Origin of the sequence: Anaerovibrio lipolyticus LB2005, assembly GCF_000621545.1 — a bacterium.
In the GTDB taxonomy this organism is placed as follows: domain Bacteria; phylum Bacillota; class Negativicutes; order Selenomonadales; family Selenomonadaceae; genus Anaerovibrio; species Anaerovibrio lipolyticus_A.
Window position 1 is genome coordinate 1 of record NZ_JHYA01000018.1, and the last position, 18,809, is coordinate 18,809.

An 18,809-nucleotide genomic window follows, 5' to 3' on the forward strand; every position below is an offset into this window, starting at 1 on the left:
CAGCTGCCTGCTTCTTATTAGGTTTTTCTAACGGCCGTGTTTGCGACGAAGAATATGCCTAAATAACGAGCTTTAGTCTACGAGAGCAGTTCATTGTGGACTGCTCTTTTTTGCAGGAAAACCAAATTTTTTGCAGAAAAGTAAAAAAGAGATAACACTTTTATCCTCTCATGGATATAAAGGACAAGAGTAAACAACAATATTTAAATACTAAGGAGGAATACATTATGGCAAAGGAAAATGTAGGAAAGTTTTATGAGAAGTTGGCCCAGGACGCAGCTTTGGCTGAAAAGCTCAATGAAATGGACAAGAAATTTGCTGATACTAATGAGGGCTCTGCAGATGATGCAGCTATGCGCGAAAAGGCAGCGGAGGCTATCGTTCTCCCGCTGGCAAAGGAAGTTGGCCTGCCATTTACCCTTGAGGAATTGAAGGAATATGAGCAGGAGCAGCTGAAGGAAATGAATCTTTCCGAGGATGAGCTGGATCAGGTAGCTGGAGGAAAAAGGGTAGGTAGGGGGTATAGTGACAAAAGTGGCACTGGTCACAATGCCTGTGCTTTTATTGGTGTAGGGTTTGGTAGTAGACATAAAAATGGGAAAAGTTCATATTGCTTTGTTCTCGGAGGCTCAAACGGTCCAATTGCCGGATGATAATAACTGAATAGCAATCTTTATACTACGAGAGCAGTTCATTATGGACTGCTCTTTTATTGTGCCATTAGGTATATTTTTGAATAAAAGAATACCCTGACTTTTTTGATAGTCAGGGCACATATTTTAATCTCCTGCCTGTTTCATGGAGAGAGGAAACAGACAGGGGAAGGAGATGGGCGGTGTACATTTTCCTTGTATATTTTGTTTTCTGTTCTTACATACGGATTAGAACGGTATGTATTACAAAAAATGAAAATCCCCTGCCTGTTTTTTGGAGGATACAGGCAGGGGGGAGAATGAGAAGAAAGAGAAAATATTACTATTTTTTAAAAAATAACACTTTATTATTTTAAGTAATGGTAAATAGTTGTCGCATTGTTGGGGAAGTGTTTGGCATATTGGTTTAATTGCGTATATAAATTATTAAGGTATATTAAATTAGTTATATTATGTATGTTAAATGTATACTAGACAATAAATATTAAGCTGTTATAATAGGCACTGTTGGAAATTTAGGTCTTTCGGACCATAGGTGGTGAAATGTATGAGCAAGTTTAAAAATACGTTTTCTCTTTTGAATGCCCACTAGAATATTCTTTTTTAGGGGAAATAAAAGGATACACAAGTGGGTGAGTTTTATGGATTTTTCAAGGAACCTTCAAAGGCTCCGATTAATTAAAAAGGAGAGTGCGGCTGATGTGGCAGCGGACCTGGGTATAAGTGAGGCGACTTATAATTCCTGGGAGTCAGGGGAAAAAGAGCCAGAATTAAATGAGCTGTGTTTGTTGGCAGATTATTTTATGATTACTGTAGATAATATACTGGATGCAGCTTTTGATTATACGAATTATCTGCGCTTGGTGAAGGCGAAGGGGTTGCTGAATTAAGTGTTTGTTTTATTATTTATTTGTGTTATTTTATGATATAATCTAAGCAAGAAAAGAGAGGTGCAGTAATGGCCAAATCTTATGATGAACTGACCATACAGGACAATTTTATTTTCCAAAAGATAATGCGTAACAAGCGCATTTGCAAGCAGACCCTTGAACGGCTACTGAATATAGATATCAAGGATATTTCCTATCCTGAGGAAGAAAAGACCATTGATGTTCGTCTGGACAGCAAGAGCATCCGCATGGATGTGTATGTCAATGACGACAAGGGGGCTATTTACAATATCGAGATGCAGACCAGCAAGGATATGGAAGAACTGGTAAAGCGCACCAGATATTACCAGGCCTTGATAGACATTGACCTGTTGGAAAAGGGGCAGGACTACGAAAATCTGAATAATACATTTATTATTTTCATCTGTACCTTCGAGGTATTTAGTGGCAAGCTCCATAAGTATACCTTTAGAAATTTATGCATGGAAAATCATGGCATTGAGCTTGAGGACGGCACCACAAAAATGTTCCTCAGTACCAAGGGCGAGGCTGATGATATAGCCGGTCCGCTAAAGATTTTCCTTGATTACATGGATGGCCATGCACCAGCTGACGATTTTACCAAGGAAATTGACAGCGAGGTAGTAGTGGCGAAGAACCGCGAAGAATGGAGGCGAGAGTATATGACTTTGGCTTTGGAAATAGAGAAAGAGAAAAAGAAGGCTGTTGAGGAAAGAAATTTTGCGGCTGCAATCGAAATGCTGAAGGATAATTTGCCGGTAGAAAAGGTTGCAAAATATACCTCCCTGACTATTGACCAGATTAAGGAAATCGGTAAGAAAAATGCGCTTCTGTGATATGTAGAGGCGGGAATAAGAATTTATCAAAATAAGGCGTGCTGCGGCACGCCTTTTACTATGCTCTTTTCTTCTCTTTGTATTTTTCTTTTATTTTTCGTTGGGTTTCCACGATTTTAATGGCTCGTTCTGCTATAAAATGCTCCAGTGCCTGGGTGAAGGCAACGGAATTTACGGCAATATCATCTACACGGGCGCATGGAGAACTCATATTTGAGCGTTTATATCCCAGCATGGTGGTATGGCCATACCATTGGTCGGAACCGAGGAAGAAAATATACCCCTCGTCCAGTATTTCAAACTGGCATTTTAGGCTGCCGTTTCCATCATCCTCAATTTTCAACTGGGGCTTATGTATCCGTCCCAAGGTTTCATAGTCAAATATGCCAAGGGGAACATTCCCCAGCATAATATAGCGGGAGTGCAGCCAGCCGTTTCGGTGGTCGGCCTTTTCTTCAAGGCTTTTCTTCTTTCATAAAAAAAGAAAATTGGGTTGGTGCTTTTTATTTTTTGGGGGCGGCACATAGCTAAAATAAAGCAGGAAAAGCTGAACGCCATACAGTTGGAGCTTGACCGGGAGAAAAAGAAAAATCGGGAGCTGGCAGAGGCTGCAGCCATTAAAGATGAGCAAATAAAAATCCTGCAAAATATTCTGCAGGAAAATGACAGCCGCCCAGCTGCTGCGGATGCAGACGAGGGCACCAAGGCCAAAAAGCTGGAGCTGGCCAAGAATTTAAAAGCCGTTGTCTTTGGCGGCCATCCAAACTGGCAGGCGGAGCTGAAGAAAGCGGCTCCTGACTATAATATTGTGGATGCGGATAATTACGGCTTTGATGCCAAAATCATGGACAAGGCGGATGTGGTTGTTATCAAAACTGACTACATGGCCCATGCCCAGTGGTACAAGGTAATTGAGCGGTCCCGGAAGCTGAAGAAAAGAGTGGTGTTCTTCAGTGGGAACAGTATTGAGGAATTGCTTTTGAAGTTAGGGGAATAGTCAGCATGAAAAATTATAAGTTACCGATATCCCTTATTCTGGCCACGCTGTTATCCTTTGTGTGGTCTAATGCAAATATTTCATTTTGCCAGGCTGCCCAATGGGAATGGGTGACTTCAACTGATGAAGTTGATTATGAAATTGATGTATCATCAGTGCAAAGGGTGAACCTAAGATTTGCTGGGGATAATGTGATATGTTGGATAAAAACCACCACATTGGATAATAAATATGGTTTGGCAAAGTTCGCCTTCAGAGCTAAGAACGGCATTAAACAATATGTAATGCTTTCCGGAACCGGCTATGATGAAAATGGAAATGTAACCGGGTGGTCACCAACAATAAGTGAGCCTTTTGATTTTCATTATCGGACCATCAACAAGGGCAGTTTTTATGAAGCCCTTTATGATAAAGCCTTGGAATGTGTAACTGAATAGCTTTCTAACCCCTGTTTTAAACTAATTAATGGTTTGAAGCAGGGGGATTTTTATGGCCTAAAATCTTCTTTGTGGCCATGGAAATCCAGCCCTTGTGCCAGAATAAATGTAGCAATAGTCCAACAGCCATAAAATAACCACTGTAAATATGGATGTTCCGGTAAAATAGCCTTGCTTCTCTGCCACCAGAAATAAGGTGAAAATCAAGCATTAAACCGGTAACAATGCAAATTAAACCACTGATAAAAAGAAGCCAGTCAAGCCCATAATTCTTTTTCATAATAGATACCCCCTTGCTATATTTTGGATATATTATATGACTCAAATCTAAATTGGAAATAAAGAAATTATAAAATAAAGGGGTACGAAGGAGGCCACCCACACTCTTAAAAACTATGGTGCCTTGATTGAAGTGAGCCGCTTACGGTGTCAGACCTCCCATACGTGCGGTCAGCCACACTCCAGCGTCTGAAACACCAACTCGAGAAGGTGCCCAGGATGGCAGAGTATAAATTATTAATATCCCTGTCGAATAAGCCTAGGCTATTATAATTCAATTTTGCAGGAATGTTGTCATCCAATATAGAATAGGTAAAATAACATTTCCTTAGAGCGGGGAAGTCAAAAAATACAAGGAGATTAGAACATGAGTGAATTTCAAAATATTTATTTTGTAAAAGAATTTGCTTATAGAACCAAGCTAAATTACTATCATCAGCAAGAAAGGTATGCCAAGACAGAAAATGCAAGACGCAAGGCAAAGATTAAAGTTGAAAATATTGAAAGAGAAATGGCAGATAAACAATTTGATATTTCGGAATATTATGAGGTTACAGACCTTTTAAACTCAGTAGTCGGATTACTAGTTTTTCCGGAGGCAAATGTGTTTAAGCACATTCCTAGGTTTGAGCGAGACTTAAAAAGAGAGTTTCCAATTTTATATAAATGCGTGGAAAAGGCTGAAAAAGAAGGTTCCTATAATTATTCTTATCTTACTGAACCATATTACGCTGAAGAAAAATCTCCATTGGCAATAATTAACCATATCAGAAATTCTTTGGCTCATTATAGAATAATGATTGAACCTATATCAGGAAAAATAAGTGGAACAAATCAAATTGTCGCTATTGTATTTAAGGACCAAAAACCTCCACATTCAAAAAAACCGCAGGAGTTTTTTTCCTTAAAAATCGATGTTTCAGATTTAGAAGATGTAGTTATGGAAGTATGTGATTATCTCATAAAATTAGGGTGACAGATATATGGGGAAAGAAGAATTTTTTTATACTATAAAATCCAGGTGTAATTCTCAGGAAGACTATGCCCGCGAGGTAATAAAGGCCAGAGGATTTTTGCTGGATGATGATTTATTGGCATTAAGTGATAATTCACATGTACTGGATAAAAAATATCTTGAAAGAATATTTTTGAAATATAACATCGGCCAAATCGAGGGTAATAAAATAATAATCAGTAATCCGGATAAAATTGAAAATATATTTAATCGAGAAGATGTTGGAGGCTGTGAAGCAGCAGGAAATGCGTATGACTGGGAAATGTTCAGGAATAGACAACATGGCTTTAAAGTGCCAGTGAGTATACTGGAGCCATTTGTAGCCAGATATATTAAAGCAATATCCGCATGTGGTATTAATACTCATGGTTCCTGCGATGGAAATCATCCTGGGAAAAAGCTGGTAAGAATTGATACAAGTGAAGGCGGGTGTAGTTGCTGGCACAAATTTATTTGTAAAAAAATATTGTCCAGATATTTTAATCTGGACTGGAATAGAACATACAATGAAATCAGATTTAATAAGGATAATCAGTGGGCAACCTACATTGAATTAAATAGAGCGGCGGATTTTTTATATTATAACCGAGTGGAATTTAGGAAAGTAAAAACAGAAGCTATGGCTCCATTATCATGTAGCGAGTTAAGGCATAAAACCAATGAAGAATTAAATGATATATTTATAAATAATGTCAATAAATGTTTAGATGAAATAAGATTAGTCGAGGTATCACCGTGAAGGATTACCCATACTGCAATAATAAACTTTGGGCAGCGGCCTTTGCCCGCAACCTGAAGATGATGCGCTTAATAGAATTGAGAAAAGTATATGTCCTTTTTCTGCTGTTTATTGTACTTTTATCTAGTTCTGGCTGTGAAACCAAGGCAGATATAGAGGCCAGAGAACAAGAGCAGCAGTATAGTTTTATTAATAGGTCTATTGAGGGGTATCAAAAAGGGATAGCAATATTCCATGAGATGGATTTTGCCCATCCCGATCAGCAGAAAGCCAAGGAAGCATCCACAGCATTTTTTGGCGGTACGCCGGATCACGTCAGAATGAGTGAACGTACTGATTGTGCCTCTACTATTGCTGATGTATGCCCTAATGCTGAAGCTCTGTATTATACAGCTAATTGTCTGGAAATAATTGCTGAATGGGGCGGCATCGAGAAAGGAATTACTGTAAAAAACAGCATGCTTCTTTATTATGCCGGCCTTATACCCGAAAACTACAGTGGACCGTTAAAGAAGAAGGTTTTAACACTACGAAGTCAGATTTTCGACATTAATGAAAATGTTGTAAAACCTAAAAAAGCCGCCCAGGAAGTCCGTCATAAACAGCTTCAGGCTGAATATAATCGTACCTATTCTGAACGGGTGGCCAAGATGAGTGGCAATGACCCTTATTATGATGAGGAATATTATACAGCAGGTAACTATAGGGAAGAATATGATGATGATGGTTATCGTGTAGATAGACAGGAAGCCAGAGAACACCACCGTCAATCCGGTGGCGGAACAAGACGCTGGAGATAAAAAGGAGGATTTTCTATGGGATTATTAGATGGATTATTAGGCAATGCTTCTGAGGTTAAGACTGCAGATGCTCAGCAGCAATATCAGCAGCTGCTGGCCCCAGGGGAGAAAATAGACAAAGCCTACAAGGTTATCAGAGATATGTTTCTCTTTACCAATAAAAGGCTGATACTGGTGGATATTCAGGGAATAACCGGGAAGAAAATTGAGTATATGTCCATTCCATACGAAAATATAACCCATTTCAGCATTGAAACCGCAGGCCATTTTGATCTGGATGCAGAGCTTAAAATCTGGATTGCCGGCATGGGGCCGACTCCGTTGGAAAAGACCTTCAATTCCCAGCTGAATATCTATGAACTGCAAAGATTGCTGGCAAGCTATATTTTGAAATAAGGAGATCTGAATATGATAAAGAAAATACTTTTTGTAATGGTTGTTGTTTCGTTGTTTGCTAGTACATGTTTTGCAAAAATTTCAGCTTCAAGAATTGTTTTAGGTGGTCTTGCTCCTGGTTGTTCGTTGCAATATGCAGAGAGTGTTTATGGACCAGCAAAGAAAGTATATATAAAGCGTGTGTCAAAAGCTCAGCCTGAATTTTATTATGTTTTTGGAGAGTCTTTTTATTGCTCACCAACTTTTGAAGAAATATATATAGATGCTCAAAATGGCGTTAAAACAGCTGATGGCATTACAGTCGGAAGTCCGGCAAATAATGTTCTTCTGACTTATGGTAATCCCGATGATACTATATATGGAGATAATCTTTTTTACGACCATATATTAACATATGATGCCTATGAGAACACAGATAAACCACCATATTTAGCTTTGGAATTTTATATTAAAGATAATGTTGTAAGAAAGGTATCTGTGTTTAGATTCCATCACTAAATATATTCATCCCCTGTTTGTTACTTTAAGTAATAGACAGGGGTGTTTTCATTATAAGGGGTACGAAGGAGACCACCCACACTCTTAAAAACTAGGGTGCCTTGATTGAAGTGAGCCGCTTGCGGTGTCAGACCTCCCATACGTGCGGTCAGTCACACTCCAGCGTCTGAAACACCGACTCGAGGAGATGCCCCGGACGGCAGAGTATATCCACAGCAGCATTGGCCCCAGGTCTTTCCCTGTCATGCCTACATCACGGATTCCGGCTATGCCATGAAAAGCCCTGATAGTATCTGAAGAAAGCTGGGAGCATACCCAACCGCCGGAATTGTGCCAGTGCCTACTACTGGGCTAGTTCGGCGGTCACTGCAAGCAGTCACCGCTAACCCCCAACTCTAAGTGATGCCCCGAACAGCAGAGTATGGAACCTGCAAGCAGAACCCATACACAGCTGTCGGCATTTTGTCCAGTGCCTACTACTGGGCCAGTATGGCGGTAGCTGTCCTGTCGCTCCCTTCCGTTCCGCCCGATGGGCTGCTCTACAGTCCGCGCACTCCAGCCACCGCACCCATCTCCAAGTGCAGTACCCGGAGGGTATCATATATCCCATCAAAGCTGGGCTATATCCTACCCCCGAAAAATGTTCCCACCATCTCTTGGAGAGTAGCGGAAGCTGAGGCTATAGCCTCACCCTCCGCGGTTGGTGGCCTTCTGCTACAGCAGAAGCCATTTAAAGCGGAAATCCCCAGAGTATGGCCACGCAATAAAGTACGGCTTCCTTGGGCCCCCCCACGAGGCCCCGAAGCCGGGGATGAACCAAGACCTTCCAATACATGACTTTATAGTATAAGGTTTTTATTTCCTGTGGTTCGACTACATTCTTCTGTACATTCCAGTATTTGTTGCCATAATACATAGGGTTTTTCTGCTGTACGTTTTGGCACATAATACCATTTTGTACAGTTTTTAATTTGCTATACATGACCTAATTGTATAGTGAAATAAAACCAATTTTCAGTACAGTTTTTTGATACATTGTAGTCATGTTTTCTTGGTGCCAGCTCCAAGTGTGGGCCTATGAGTATGGGCAGGAGTCACCTTCTGGGCGTCCGCTTTTGTATCGGGGAAGGAGCCTCCAGCCCCATAAGGCAGAACATTTTACTTCCGATAAACGCCGGAGAGCTTATCTGAACACCTGGCTATGCTCTGGGGGCCAATGGTTCCGATAAGCACATTTATCGAAAGTAAGATGTCCACTCCAGCCAGCTCGCAGAACCCTTCGGGACTACCCCGCCCGCCGCCCACGCTTCGCGACCCCGCCCAAGAGCCGTGGCTGCAGCTGCACACAGACAAAAAAAGAGAGCGCATCCGCATCCACGGCATACTACCCACCCATAAAACTGAATTGTATGCACTATCTGCATTATGGTATAATGTTTTTTCCCGATTCGCACAACTTAGAACACATAGCCACAAAAAGAGAGCACATCTGATGATATGCCCTCTGACACGACTTAGCCTATTGCTAAAAAACTTTATAACACTTTTCAACCTCCGGGGATATAAAGGACAAAGAAGACAACCACACAGAAAGGGGAGCCTAAAGATGACTAGATTTAAGAATGACAAAATGAAAAAGATATTGCCTCTTGTAGTTTTGATGATGTTCGTTTTTTCTAACGTAGCGTTTGCCATTGAAAGCACTGTGGTATATTACAATAAAGTCACAAAAAATACAGTTCTTATTTCATATAACAATTACTTTTGTGGAAAATTGGAATGGGTAGATTCCGGATTTGAAGAACTCTATGAAGGAGATAAACTGGAAGGACTTGTCGGCTGTGGTAAGCGTTATCTTAAAGACCTTACAAATGACAGGGAAGTGGGCATCTTTATAAGTAAAACCAACCTCACTAAGGATAGCGCGAAGGAATGGGTAAGAGAGCAAGAAAAAAATGGTATTTGGTGAAAACTAAATAATAATCACGGGGCTGTTCTCAGATCAGAGAATGGCCCTTTAGTTTTGGGCAAAAGAAAAAAGACCAGTCCAAAGTCAAAGACCAGTCTTTTTCCTGCTGGTGTGGGACCAGCAATGAGTTATATTGAGTACCCCTATATAAAGGTAGGAAGTTTTTTTAGGGAAAAGCCGGCATGGAGGACCGGCTTTAATATTTGCTGGGAGGACCAGCAAATGGAATGGAAGTTTATTTAAAAAAATTTTACCACAGATGATTATGTGATGCAACTATTCCATTATGGAAAGGATTTTTAACATACTGTATAGAATATATATAGTAAATATATGGAATTTATAAGGGGGTGACATGGATGCATAAATTTTACAGGATAATTTCCTTAATATCATGTTGTGCTTTTGCGCTGCTCCTTACCGGATGCGGTGCTGTATCCCTGGAGAAATCCCTTGAAAAGATAGCCCTGGATAATGACAAATTTACCAGTATCAGTATAAATTCCCAGCAGTCATCCGTTGAGGTGATTTTGGGCTACGCTAAATATCCCACTGAGGAACAGTGTGATGATCTGGCGGCCAAAATGTTCAAAAAGGCTTATTCCAAAGACTATGAACATATGAATTTTAATTACATCGAAATAGTAATTGGTGAGGACAGTTCAAATATTGTCCATGGGGACAAGCATTTTAAGTGCATAGCACATTACAGGCTTTATCGCACCGCAATCCATAACATAGATATGGAGAATATAGATAACTTCCAGCTGGCAAGACTGTCCAACAAGCAATATCGTAAGGCTGGGTTGCCGGAATGGTATCGCCAAGAATGCTATTATGGGCAGGAGCATTTCACGGTGAAATAAATATATGTGCAAAAGGGGGCTGTAACAGCTCCTTTTTTGTGGGAATAATAGTATTTCCGTGCTAAATGGACAAAGATACAGACAGAATAATACAAAATAATACACAGCTGTTAATAGTTATGTGGATAAACTTTTGTGATTATTAGCATAAAAAATGCTTTGCCCATAAAGAGCAAAGCATTTTATTTATGACTTGTTAAACATTTGGGAGTTGTATGTAGATTATAATTTTAAGTGTCAGTTTAACAAATCATATTAAGCAATTTTTGGCAATATCAGGCCAAGGCAGGGCTCATATTGCAATAGCCATTAAAATGTCCCCCAGCTTCAACACTGAGACTGCCAGCACTTATGTCACCAGTAAGCTGTCCGTCAGCATAGATAGACAGTCGTTTGCTGATAATAACATTTCCATCCACAATACCGGATATGGTAAGTTCATCCGCTGTTATGCTGCCATTGACACGCCCGGATTCCCCTATAAATACACAGCCATCAAGAGTAATATCACCATCCACGGTGCCATCAACCCGCAGACTACCATCACCATTGATGTTACCAACAATGTGTGTGTCTTTATCAATGATGGTTTTTATTTCTTTACTTGTAACCTCAGAAACAGTTTTCATAATACCGAACATATAATGGCCTCCCATCCATATAAACAGTAAGCAGTAATATAGCTAAAAGCAGTCTGGAAAAAAAGACACCCTGCTGTTGCAAGGTGTTGCTCAATATTAAATTTCTAGAATTATGAAGTGGTCAACAGAATTAAGTTTATCCCCCACATTGTCAAGCATCCTGTCAAGCTCTGCCATCTCACATTCCAGCTTCCGAATCTTCATCAGGCTGTTATGTATTTGCTCACTTAAATCCTGACAATCCTCAAATCTTACCAACTAATTAACCTCCCCAGAGATTATTACGTCAAACTAATTATATTACAAGATAGGATTTTTTAAAACGTAAATTTTATTAGTATCAACTAACAACAATTATCCACAGATTATGTATATATTTTTAGTAAAATGTGTATAGAATGGGGATAACTAGGCAAAAAAAGAGCCGGTCATACAGACCGGCGAAGGAAGGAATGTCTACAAAAATGTAGCACATAAAAGGAAAACGTTATACGGAAAGTAATATGATAACCTAATTTTAACATGAATAGTTACGATGGGCAATTACTTGTGTAGATAAGCAAAAAAAGAAGCCGCTTGACGGCCTCTTTCTAGCCAGCTTGGAGGGCTTGGCTGCTTGTTGGTTTAAAACCAACAATTATAAAATAAGGGTGTAAAATAATACTAACATGGCTAATATATTTTTACAAGATGCCTTTGGTCTTATTTCTTATAAGTTACAGTGTCCCATACCACCTTATAAAATCATCCTTATGTGCCCCGTAATTGGTGCCGTCCCTGAACCACTGGGAAAACATCAAAAACCGCTGGGTGCCGCTGGAAAATATATCCTTCCAGTACCGCTGGCGGATTTTCTTTTTTACATCGTCGCGGGTTTCCCCCTCCTTCAGGATCCACAAAATGGGCAGGGCCCGGTGGGTGTATTCCTTGCTTCCTTCCACGGAGCCGTAGAGCTTAAGCTGTCCATCACTGAACACATACCCCGCAGCCAGAAGGTTAATCAGGGCAGTTTTTACAAAGTCACTGACGGAGAGGTTTCCTTCCGGAAGGGGCGGAGTGGTGCGCTTTCTTCTTATGGGCTCAAAGACATAAACCCCGATGAGCTTCAGGAGAAACAGGGCTTCCTCCAGATACCGCCCCAGCACCACCTCACGAAAGGCCGTAACCTTCTGGGGATTGCCGTTTTTAAGGTTGTCCACGTAGGCGGTGCCCACATCCTTGGCCTTTTCAATGAGCTTGGATTCCAGATAATCAATATCCGAGGCATTAAAGCTGTCATCCTTGGTGGTCATAAGGATAATATGATTCCACCAGCCCTTGTCTGTAAGGTGCTGGCGGGTTCTTCGTTCCAAATCGCGGGCCTGTCCCACATACACCTGTTCATCAGACAGGAGAAGGTAAACCCCGTACCGCTTGCAGTCCGCCTTTTCAATAAGGTCATCAATGGACTGGCGGGGGGATGAGAACATGGCCCCTATTTGCCATGAGGTGTCCTCAATGTACATAACCCCGCTTAAATCCCCGTCATATAAAAGCATTTGGATGGTCTTGGCTGTAGTATTCATAAGTATTACCCTTGGAGCTGTTGCCAGTAGTCAGTAATTCCCCTGGCTATAGCTGCAGCTATTTCCTGTTGGTGGTTCATTAAAAGCAGGGCATCAATATCATTGTCGATAAAGGCAGTTTCCACCAGCACTGCGGGCATAATGGTGGAGCGGAGCACCGCCAGAAGGGAGCGGGTTCTTATTCCCCTGTCCGGGAAGGTGCCGTCAATATCCTGCATTGTTTCTATCAGCTGGGCATGGATGCACCTTCCAAGCCTATAACCTTCCCCTTTTAGGTCATATACGAGGGTTTCCGCCCCGCGAACGGTTTTATCAAAGGCGTTGCAGTGGATGCTGACAAAAATATCCGCCTCCCAGTCGTTGGCACTCTGGATGATATTTTCCCCTGCAGATTCCCCGTAAAGGTTATTGCTCTGCAGGAGCTTCACCCCGCAGCCCGCCTTTATGAGATACCGCTTCACCAGCTCCCCAATGGAAAGAGCCATATCACACTCACGGATTCTGAAAAATTCATTGATGGCCCCAGGATCGGGATTTCCATTTGGCGCATGGCCCGGATTTATAAATACTTTCATTGTGTTTCATTTCCTTTCATATAATATACAGTAAATAGTTAAGCCCCCGGATAGAAGCCGTCAGAATAAGATTATGTAAAGGAATGGATAAATGGTTCGCTTTTCACGGGGGCTCATAAGCCTTAAATATTTAGTTTTCTTTTGGCCCGGTCTGTCCGGCATAAATTGCATTGGTGCGGCTCAGTACATAGTATCTGGCTGACTTGTTGCCACCGGGGGACTCCCACGTTATATACCCCTTGGCGGCTAGTTCCTCTCTGGCCCGCTTTACGGCGGTTTGTGATATTTTCAAGGCAAAAGCTATTTCGGGAATATAAAGGCACAAAGGATAATTCCACCAGTTTTCATTGGCCTTATACATGAGATAATGCCACAAGGCCTGGGCATTGGCGCTTATCCTGTCGCTGTTGTGGGCTATATAAAATTGCTTTATTTCCCTGATCCAGCCCTTGCCGTCCTTCCCCGCCATAATCAGCCATGAAGTGCAGGAATTACAAAATCCATATCCCCACAGCGTTCCAGCAGCCACTTCTGGGCGGCACTGAGAGGAATCTTGATTTTGCGCCCACATCTTAATTTTGGAAAATCCTTTATTTTCAGCATACGGCGGACATAGTATTCAGACAGGCCGGTGACTTTTTTAAATTCTTTAACATCAACAAACAGAATATCGATTTCATCCATGGCTTTTGGTTCCATGGTAACTTTTTCCGTTGGTTCATTATTTTTTACAAGTTTTAAGACCCTGTTGTTGGCGGCCAATACCTCCTCGTCCTTCATGGCCAGATAGTCCTTGATGGCATCCAAAAATTCTTCATTGTTGTTCATTGTTTATACCCCTTATTAAAATACTCAATCGTAACACAATACAAAATATACCGTGTTCAATTACAACACAAATATATCACACGAAATGGCCCGTGTCCACATAATTTATATTTTTTTAAAAAACACTACTATACAAAACGTGTTCAAATATGGTATATTTATATCAGACAACACGAAATGATATGAAATAACATGAAATGACACGATACAACACGAAAACGGAGGTCAAATTTTAATGACAACTTTTGGTGAAAAATTAAAAAGGCTAAGAGTGGACAACAAGAGATTATCTCTTGGTGACGCTGCCAAAGAGTTGGAAATTCCAAAATCTACACTGAACAACTATGAGAGAAATTCTTCTAAACCGCCTCTGGAAATGCTCTGCAAGCTGGCGGAGTATTACAATATTTCGGTAGAGTATCTGGTAGGCCACGAGCCGGACCCGGAGCTGGTGGAGCTTACCGCTGCCATACGGGAGCTGTCCCCTGAGCAGAGGGAAACCATCAAGACTCTTGTTAATGGTCTGAAAAAGTAATATCCAGCCGCCCTATTACTATTAATCTTATCTTATATAGTATTATCTTATATTAGGGGCCCCGCAAACCCACATAAATAAAGGGCTGACGGGTTCGCTGCGGTCCATAATGGACCACAATGTATACCACAGTGCATACCACAGTAGGTACCACACCATATACCACAAATGTACCACAGTGGGTACCGCAGAGCTGAGTTATAAACAAGTTTATCCACAAGTATTATAGGGTTTTCCACAGTATTGGGGGACTTATCCACCAGCTGTGTATTATCTTCTTGTGGATTTATTTTTAAATGTTTTGTACTTAGATACAGAACAAAATAAACCGAACAGTTTTATATGAGGTACAGAAAGGAGAAGACTAATGGCGCAAAAAACAAAATCCCGGGGAAACAGTGAAGGCTCTGTCTTTTTCAATAAGGAAAAGCAGAAGTGGGTTGTTCAGGTGACGGTGGGCAATGATCCGGAAACGGGCATACTGAAAAGGGACACAAAATATTGCAGTACCCAGAAGGAAGCCTTGGCCGTCCGTAAGGAGCTGGTGGAGAAATACTCCCATAATATCAGCTTCGATGCCAATAAAATCACAGTCAAGGAATGGCTGGACAAGTGGTTTGAGGTCTACAAGATTCCAAAGCTGCGGGAAAATACCCAGGTATCCTACAAAAGTGTAATAGATATCTGCATTAAAGCTATTGGAAACATGAAGCTGGAAAAGGTGCAGACCATTGACCTTCAAAATATTATCTTTCACAAAATAGGCAAAGACCATTACCGCACCTGTCAGTATTTCCGTACTGTAATAAAGCAGGCCTTTGAACGGGCCAGAAGGGATCATCTTATTGTGGACAATCCGGCGGAATTTCTGGAGCTTCCGTCAAAGCCACCCAAGAAGAAGTTTGTTAAGCCGACAAAGGAAACTTGGAAAGCATTGCTTGGCTACAATGCAGGCTTTTATGGCTGGAAGCTGGCCATATTTACAGTGTTTATCACGGGCCTTAGAAGAAGTGAGCTGCTGGCCCTGACCTGGGACAGCTTCAAGCTGGAGAAGGATGAAAACGGTGTACTTTTCGGCCATGTTACCATTGATAAGGCCATGGGCATTGGCAACAAGGATGAAAAAACCGGGCGGCGCAATGTATATATTGACCGCACCAAGAGCGCAACAAGTGTCAGAAGCCTTTATCTTCCACCACCTTATTGCCGTGAACTACTGAAATACAGGAAGGAGCAGAACATTCTCCGCCTGGCTTCCAAGAAGTGGGAGCATCCGGAAATGGTATTTACCACCAATGACGGGCGGTATTATAACCCGGATGTGTTCTCCAGCCTTTATTCAAGGGTATGCCGGGAGCTGGATATAAAGACCACCTTCCATATGCTTCGTCATGATATGGCCACCAGCATGAAGTCCAGCCACCGCCTTGATTTCAAGGATATTCAGAGCCAGCTGGGACACAGCAATATCCAGATCACCCTTGATACTTATACCCATATGCAGGAAGAAGATGTGGCTGCCATTGACCAGTTCCTTGACGAGAGATTTGATGATATTATCTGATGTGAATTTTCTCAGAAGTGGGGAATGGGGGTTGCAATAGGGGTTGCAACTAGCATAATTTAGAACACAACCAAACAATATGACACGATATATAGTACAGCAGATAAAACCATGATATTACTGCATTTTTATGCTACACAACACGAATTGATATATACGAGCATGTGTTCGTCATCGACTCAAAATCTGCCGTATGCAAATACGTGCCGGTTCGAGTCCGGCCTTCGGCACCACAGTAAAATCAAGGCTTCCGAGTAATCGGGAGCCTTTTTGTTTTACCCCTAAAAGTGCCATTTGTCTGTACTTTGTCTGCACTTGGAATAACACGCCACATCACGAAACAACACCATCCCAATTTTTTTCCCTATGTGATGCCAAAGTGGGGAATTGAAGATTTTTGCCCAAAAGGGGAATTTTTTGTGGGTGTACTTGGGTGTATTTTGGCTGTATTTGGGGTGTACGGCCAAAATAAAAAGACTGCTTATAAGTGTTCCTTGCGGATTTCCAGACCATACTCTTTTATCTGGACACTGTACTACGAGCAGGGCAGACGGGAAATAGGGGGCTTCCTTTTATACCCATTTTTTTAAAAATCTATAACACTTTTATCCCCTCATGGATATAAAGGACAAAGAAAAACAAACAACCACACAGAAAGGGGAGCTTAAAAATGACTGAGATGAAGAAGAACAACGCAATGAACATGGATGAAATGGACAAGGTGGCTGGCGGCATGCTTCATGATACTCCAAATGATGTATTAGAGCCTCTACAGCCTAAAATCCTTAAGGACGTTCTTCCACCACAAGATAATACCAAGGTTCCTGGCCCAAAGCTGGGTGAAAAGGACCCTACTATTATCGAGGATCCTAACTTGACCTTTGGGATTAAGAGAGTTTAATCGATTAAAACAGCTTAGATAAAAACGGAGAAGGCTCCGTTTTTGCAGGAAATCCAAATTTTTGCAGAAAAATAAAAAAAGGATAACACTTTTATACTCTCATGGATATAAAGGACAAAGAAAAACAAATACAAACACACAATAAGGGAGGCGTTCATTATGACAGTATTAAACAATGACAAGATTCAGGTTATTCAGGAAGCTATTGATGGTGAGAAGTTACTAAAGTGCATTCAGGATATGCCGGAAGATCGCGTGGAAAAGGCTTTTAAGAATGATGACATTAAGAAACTGGCTGATAGACTCAGCGAGGATACAGAACTGTTTGATGCAGTTATGAATGTCTATGACACCGATAAGTCTTACGAAGCTGCTACTGCTGCTGTTCCAGGCAAATATACCAAGGAAGAGTTTGATGAGTTCCGCACTGTATATGCAAATCTTTTCCTGAAGAACTTCCATGAGAAGGTATTCGTGGAGAAGGATCCTAATAAGCTCACCGATGAGGAACTGGATAAGGTTGCTGGCGGAGTTCCACTCAGTGCTGTATTCGGCTTTGTCGGTAAAGGCGTTAACTGTGTGGTAGATAAGCTTCCAATCAGTGCCGATGCAAAAAAGAGATCAAAGCTCATAGTAAACACAGTTAGCGGTGTGGCAGCTGTGGCCATCGGTACAGCAATGTGTGCCACCGGAGTCGGTGCAGGAGCTGGTGCTCTTGTTATAGCCGGCGGTGCTATTGATATTGCAAATGCCGTTCACGGTGCGGCTACTATGAATAAGAAGTAAATAAACAGCAAGGACCCAAAAGGAGGAATTTCAAATGGAAAACAAGAAGATGAACATTGACGAGATGGATAAGGTATCAGGCGGCAACGCTGGGAACGTTGGTCAGGGAGATTTGGATATTTTATCCCCTACCATTGATATCACGAAGCCAAATAATGATGGAAAGGTTCCAAGACCAAAGCTGGGTGGAAAGGACCCTACTATTATCGGTGACCCTACTGAAAGTATGATTAAGTAATTTTAATCCATCAAAAAAACTTAGATGAAAACGGGGCCTTCTCAATTTAAGAAGGCTCCATTATTGCAGGAAAACCAAATTTTTTGCAGAAAAGTAAAAAAGAGATAACACTTTTATTCTCTCATGGATATAAAGGACAAAGAGTAAACAACAATATTTAAATACTAAGGAGGAATACATTATGGCAAAGGAAAATGTAGGAAAGTTTTATGAGAAGTTGGCCCAGGACGCAGCTTTGGCTGAAAAGCTCAATGCTCTAGACAAGGATTTCGCAGAGAAGAACGGGGCTTCTACAGATGACGCTGCTATGCGTGAAAAGGCAGTTGATGCCATTATTATTCCGCTGGCAAAGGAAGTTGGGCTGCCATTTACCCTTGAGGAATTGAAGGAATACGAGCAGGAGCAGATGAAGAACATGAATCTTTCTGAGGACGAGCTTGATCAGGTGGCCGGTGGTAGAGCTAGAATGGCTGGTGGTGGTGATGGTGAAAGTTCCAAACCAGTCGCGTACTGTGCTTTTCTTGGTTTTGGATTTGGTAAGACTGAGAGAAAAGGGAACACGGCCTATTGCTTCCTCCTGGGTGGTTCCGATGGCCCAATTGGAGGCGAAAGTCAATAACGAGCTTTAGTCTATGAGAGCAGTTCATTATGGACTGCTCTTTTATTGCAGGAAAACCAAATTTTTTGCAGAAAAATAAAAAAGAGATAACACTTTTATTCTCTCATGGATATAAAGGACAAGAGTAAACAACAATATTTAAATACTAAGGAGGAATACAT

General features: G+C 41.3%; 26 protein-coding genes. 18 read left to right on the forward strand and 8 right to left on the reverse strand.

The annotated features are described in order from the left end of the window. Nucleotides 1–227 precede the first annotated feature (227 nt). The 3 genes from T355_RS0111610 (at nt 228) to T355_RS14340 (ending at nt 2,400) form a co-directional block, all read left to right on the forward strand. Entirely contained in the window at nt 228–653 is a 426-nt protein-coding gene (locus T355_RS0111610; protein WP_027397900.1) for a Nif11 family protein, read from the forward strand. Between the two features lie 641 nt (nt 654–1,294). Continuing rightward, on the forward strand, nt 1,295–1,543 hold the full coding sequence (locus T355_RS14335) for a helix-turn-helix domain-containing protein (protein ID WP_051555561.1): 249 nt from the start codon (nt 1,295–1,297) through the stop codon (nt 1,541–1,543). A gap of 68 nt (nt 1,544–1,611) precedes the next feature. After that, entirely contained in the window at nt 1,612–2,400 is a 789-nt protein-coding gene (locus T355_RS14340) for an Rpn family recombination-promoting nuclease/putative transposase (RefSeq protein WP_037330154.1), read from the forward strand. 58 nt (nt 2,401–2,458) lie between these two features. Here T355_RS14340 and T355_RS0111625 read toward each other — a convergent pair whose 3' ends face one another. After that, the gene (locus T355_RS0111625; protein ID WP_027397901.1) at nt 2,459–2,809 is read right to left on the reverse strand and encodes a hypothetical protein; all 351 of its coding nucleotides are present in this window, start codon (nt 2,807–2,809) and stop codon (nt 2,459–2,461) included. Nucleotides 2,810–2,896: 87 nt separating this feature from the next. Between T355_RS0111625 and T355_RS0111630 the strand changes: the two genes are divergently transcribed. Beyond that, a complete protein-coding gene (locus T355_RS0111630) occupies nt 2,897–3,397 on the forward strand; it encodes a hypothetical protein (RefSeq protein WP_155851727.1) in 501 nt (166 codons plus the stop codon). A 5-nt stretch (nt 3,398–3,402) separates the two neighbouring features. Next, complete coding sequence (locus T355_RS0111635; RefSeq protein WP_027397903.1) at nt 3,403–3,834, forward strand: hypothetical protein; 432 nt, start codon at nt 3,403–3,405, stop codon at nt 3,832–3,834. 25 nt (nt 3,835–3,859) lie between these two features. Here the strand turns inward: T355_RS0111635 and T355_RS0111640 are convergent, their stop codons facing one another. Next, the gene (locus T355_RS0111640; RefSeq protein WP_027397904.1) at nt 3,860–4,114 is read right to left on the reverse strand and encodes a DUF4405 domain-containing protein; all 255 of its coding nucleotides are present in this window, start codon (nt 4,112–4,114) and stop codon (nt 3,860–3,862) included. A 366-nt stretch (nt 4,115–4,480) separates the two neighbouring features. On the opposite strand from T355_RS0111640, the gene T355_RS0111645 reads away from it, so the two are divergent. The 7 genes from T355_RS0111645 to T355_RS0111685 all read left to right on the forward strand — a co-directional run bounded on the left by T355_RS0111645 (nt 4,481) and on the right by T355_RS0111685 (nt 10,396). Continuing rightward, nucleotides 4,481–5,089 (forward strand): HEPN family nuclease, encoded by a 609-nt coding sequence (locus tag T355_RS0111645; protein WP_027397905.1) that lies wholly within the window; start codon nt 4,481–4,483, stop codon nt 5,087–5,089. 7 nt (nt 5,090–5,096) lie between these two features. Continuing rightward, nucleotides 5,097–5,867 carry a hypothetical protein gene (locus T355_RS0111650; RefSeq protein ID WP_027397906.1) on the forward strand — a complete coding sequence of 257 codons (771 nt, stop codon included), beginning with the start codon at nt 5,097–5,099 and terminating at the stop codon, nt 5,865–5,867. After that, entirely contained in the window at nt 5,864–6,667 is an 804-nt protein-coding gene (locus tag T355_RS0111655) for a hypothetical protein (RefSeq protein WP_027397907.1), read from the forward strand. Before T355_RS0111650 ends, T355_RS0111655 begins: the two co-directional genes overlap by 4 nt. A 15-nt stretch (nt 6,668–6,682) precedes the next feature. Next, nucleotides 6,683–7,063 carry a PH domain-containing protein gene (locus T355_RS0111660; RefSeq protein WP_027397908.1) on the forward strand — a complete coding sequence of 127 codons (381 nt, stop codon included), beginning with the start codon at nt 6,683–6,685 and terminating at the stop codon, nt 7,061–7,063. A gap of 12 nt (nt 7,064–7,075) precedes the next feature. Further along, on the forward strand, nt 7,076–7,561 hold the full coding sequence (locus T355_RS0111665; protein ID WP_027397909.1) for a hypothetical protein: 486 nt from the start codon (nt 7,076–7,078) through the stop codon (nt 7,559–7,561). Between the two features lie 1,606 nt (nt 7,562–9,167). Continuing rightward, nucleotides 9,168–9,530 (forward strand): hypothetical protein, encoded by a 363-nt coding sequence (locus T355_RS15325; RefSeq protein WP_027397936.1) that lies wholly within the window; start codon nt 9,168–9,170, stop codon nt 9,528–9,530. A gap of 359 nt (nt 9,531–9,889) precedes the next feature. After that, the gene (locus T355_RS0111685; RefSeq protein ID WP_027397913.1) at nt 9,890–10,396 is read left to right on the forward strand and encodes a hypothetical protein; all 507 of its coding nucleotides are present in this window, start codon (nt 9,890–9,892) and stop codon (nt 10,394–10,396) included. A 275-nt stretch (nt 10,397–10,671) separates the two neighbouring features. Here the strand turns inward: T355_RS0111685 and T355_RS14345 are convergent, their stop codons facing one another. The 6 genes from T355_RS14345 to T355_RS0111715 all read right to left on the reverse strand — a co-directional run bounded on the left by T355_RS14345 (nt 10,672) and on the right by T355_RS0111715 (nt 14,005). Then, the gene (locus T355_RS14345) at nt 10,672–11,037 is read right to left on the reverse strand and encodes a bactofilin family protein (protein WP_051555562.1); all 366 of its coding nucleotides are present in this window, start codon (nt 11,035–11,037) and stop codon (nt 10,672–10,674) included. Nucleotides 11,038–11,133: 96 nt separating this feature from the next. Next, the gene (locus T355_RS15330; RefSeq protein ID WP_155851728.1) at nt 11,134–11,295 is read right to left on the reverse strand and encodes a hypothetical protein; all 162 of its coding nucleotides are present in this window, start codon (nt 11,293–11,295) and stop codon (nt 11,134–11,136) included. Nucleotides 11,296–11,753: 458 nt separating this feature from the next. After that, nucleotides 11,754–12,602 (reverse strand): GIY-YIG nuclease family protein, encoded by an 849-nt coding sequence (locus T355_RS14350; RefSeq protein WP_051555563.1) that lies wholly within the window; start codon nt 12,600–12,602, stop codon nt 11,754–11,756. A 5-nt stretch (nt 12,603–12,607) separates the two neighbouring features. Continuing rightward, nucleotides 12,608–13,177, reverse strand: a complete 570-nt coding sequence (locus T355_RS0111705; RefSeq protein ID WP_027397914.1) for an N-acetylmuramoyl-L-alanine amidase family protein — start codon at nt 13,175–13,177, stop codon at nt 12,608–12,610. Nucleotides 13,178–13,307: 130 nt separating this feature from the next. Further along, nucleotides 13,308–13,646 carry a helix-turn-helix domain-containing protein gene (locus T355_RS0111710; protein WP_027397915.1) on the reverse strand — a complete coding sequence of 113 codons (339 nt, stop codon included), beginning with the start codon at nt 13,644–13,646 and terminating at the stop codon, nt 13,308–13,310. Nucleotides 13,647–13,648: 2 nt separating this feature from the next. Next, complete coding sequence (locus T355_RS0111715; RefSeq protein ID WP_027397916.1) at nt 13,649–14,005, reverse strand: helix-turn-helix transcriptional regulator; 357 nt, start codon at nt 14,003–14,005, stop codon at nt 13,649–13,651. A 235-nt stretch (nt 14,006–14,240) separates the two neighbouring features. Between T355_RS0111715 and T355_RS14355 the strand changes: the two genes are divergently transcribed. From T355_RS14355 to T355_RS0111750, 6 genes are all read left to right on the forward strand, one after another. Continuing rightward, complete coding sequence (locus T355_RS14355; protein ID WP_071997209.1) at nt 14,241–14,540, forward strand: helix-turn-helix domain-containing protein; 300 nt, start codon at nt 14,241–14,243, stop codon at nt 14,538–14,540. Between the two features lie 367 nt (nt 14,541–14,907). Then, nucleotides 14,908–16,104, forward strand: a complete 1,197-nt coding sequence (locus tag T355_RS0111725) for a tyrosine-type recombinase/integrase (protein WP_027397917.1) — start codon at nt 14,908–14,910, stop codon at nt 16,102–16,104. Between the two features lie 670 nt (nt 16,105–16,774). Continuing rightward, nucleotides 16,775–17,005 carry a hypothetical protein gene (locus T355_RS0111735; RefSeq protein ID WP_027397918.1) on the forward strand — a complete coding sequence of 77 codons (231 nt, stop codon included), beginning with the start codon at nt 16,775–16,777 and terminating at the stop codon, nt 17,003–17,005. A gap of 159 nt (nt 17,006–17,164) precedes the next feature. Then, complete coding sequence (locus tag T355_RS0111740) at nt 17,165–17,791, forward strand: hypothetical protein (RefSeq protein WP_027397919.1); 627 nt, start codon at nt 17,165–17,167, stop codon at nt 17,789–17,791. A gap of 34 nt (nt 17,792–17,825) precedes the next feature. Beyond that, nucleotides 17,826–18,029 (forward strand): hypothetical protein, encoded by a 204-nt coding sequence (locus T355_RS0111745; RefSeq protein WP_027397920.1) that lies wholly within the window; start codon nt 17,826–17,828, stop codon nt 18,027–18,029. A gap of 181 nt (nt 18,030–18,210) precedes the next feature. Further along, nucleotides 18,211–18,648 (forward strand): Nif11-like leader peptide family natural product precursor, encoded by a 438-nt coding sequence (locus T355_RS0111750; RefSeq protein ID WP_027397921.1) that lies wholly within the window; start codon nt 18,211–18,213, stop codon nt 18,646–18,648. Nucleotides 18,649–18,809: the final 161 nt, after the last annotated feature.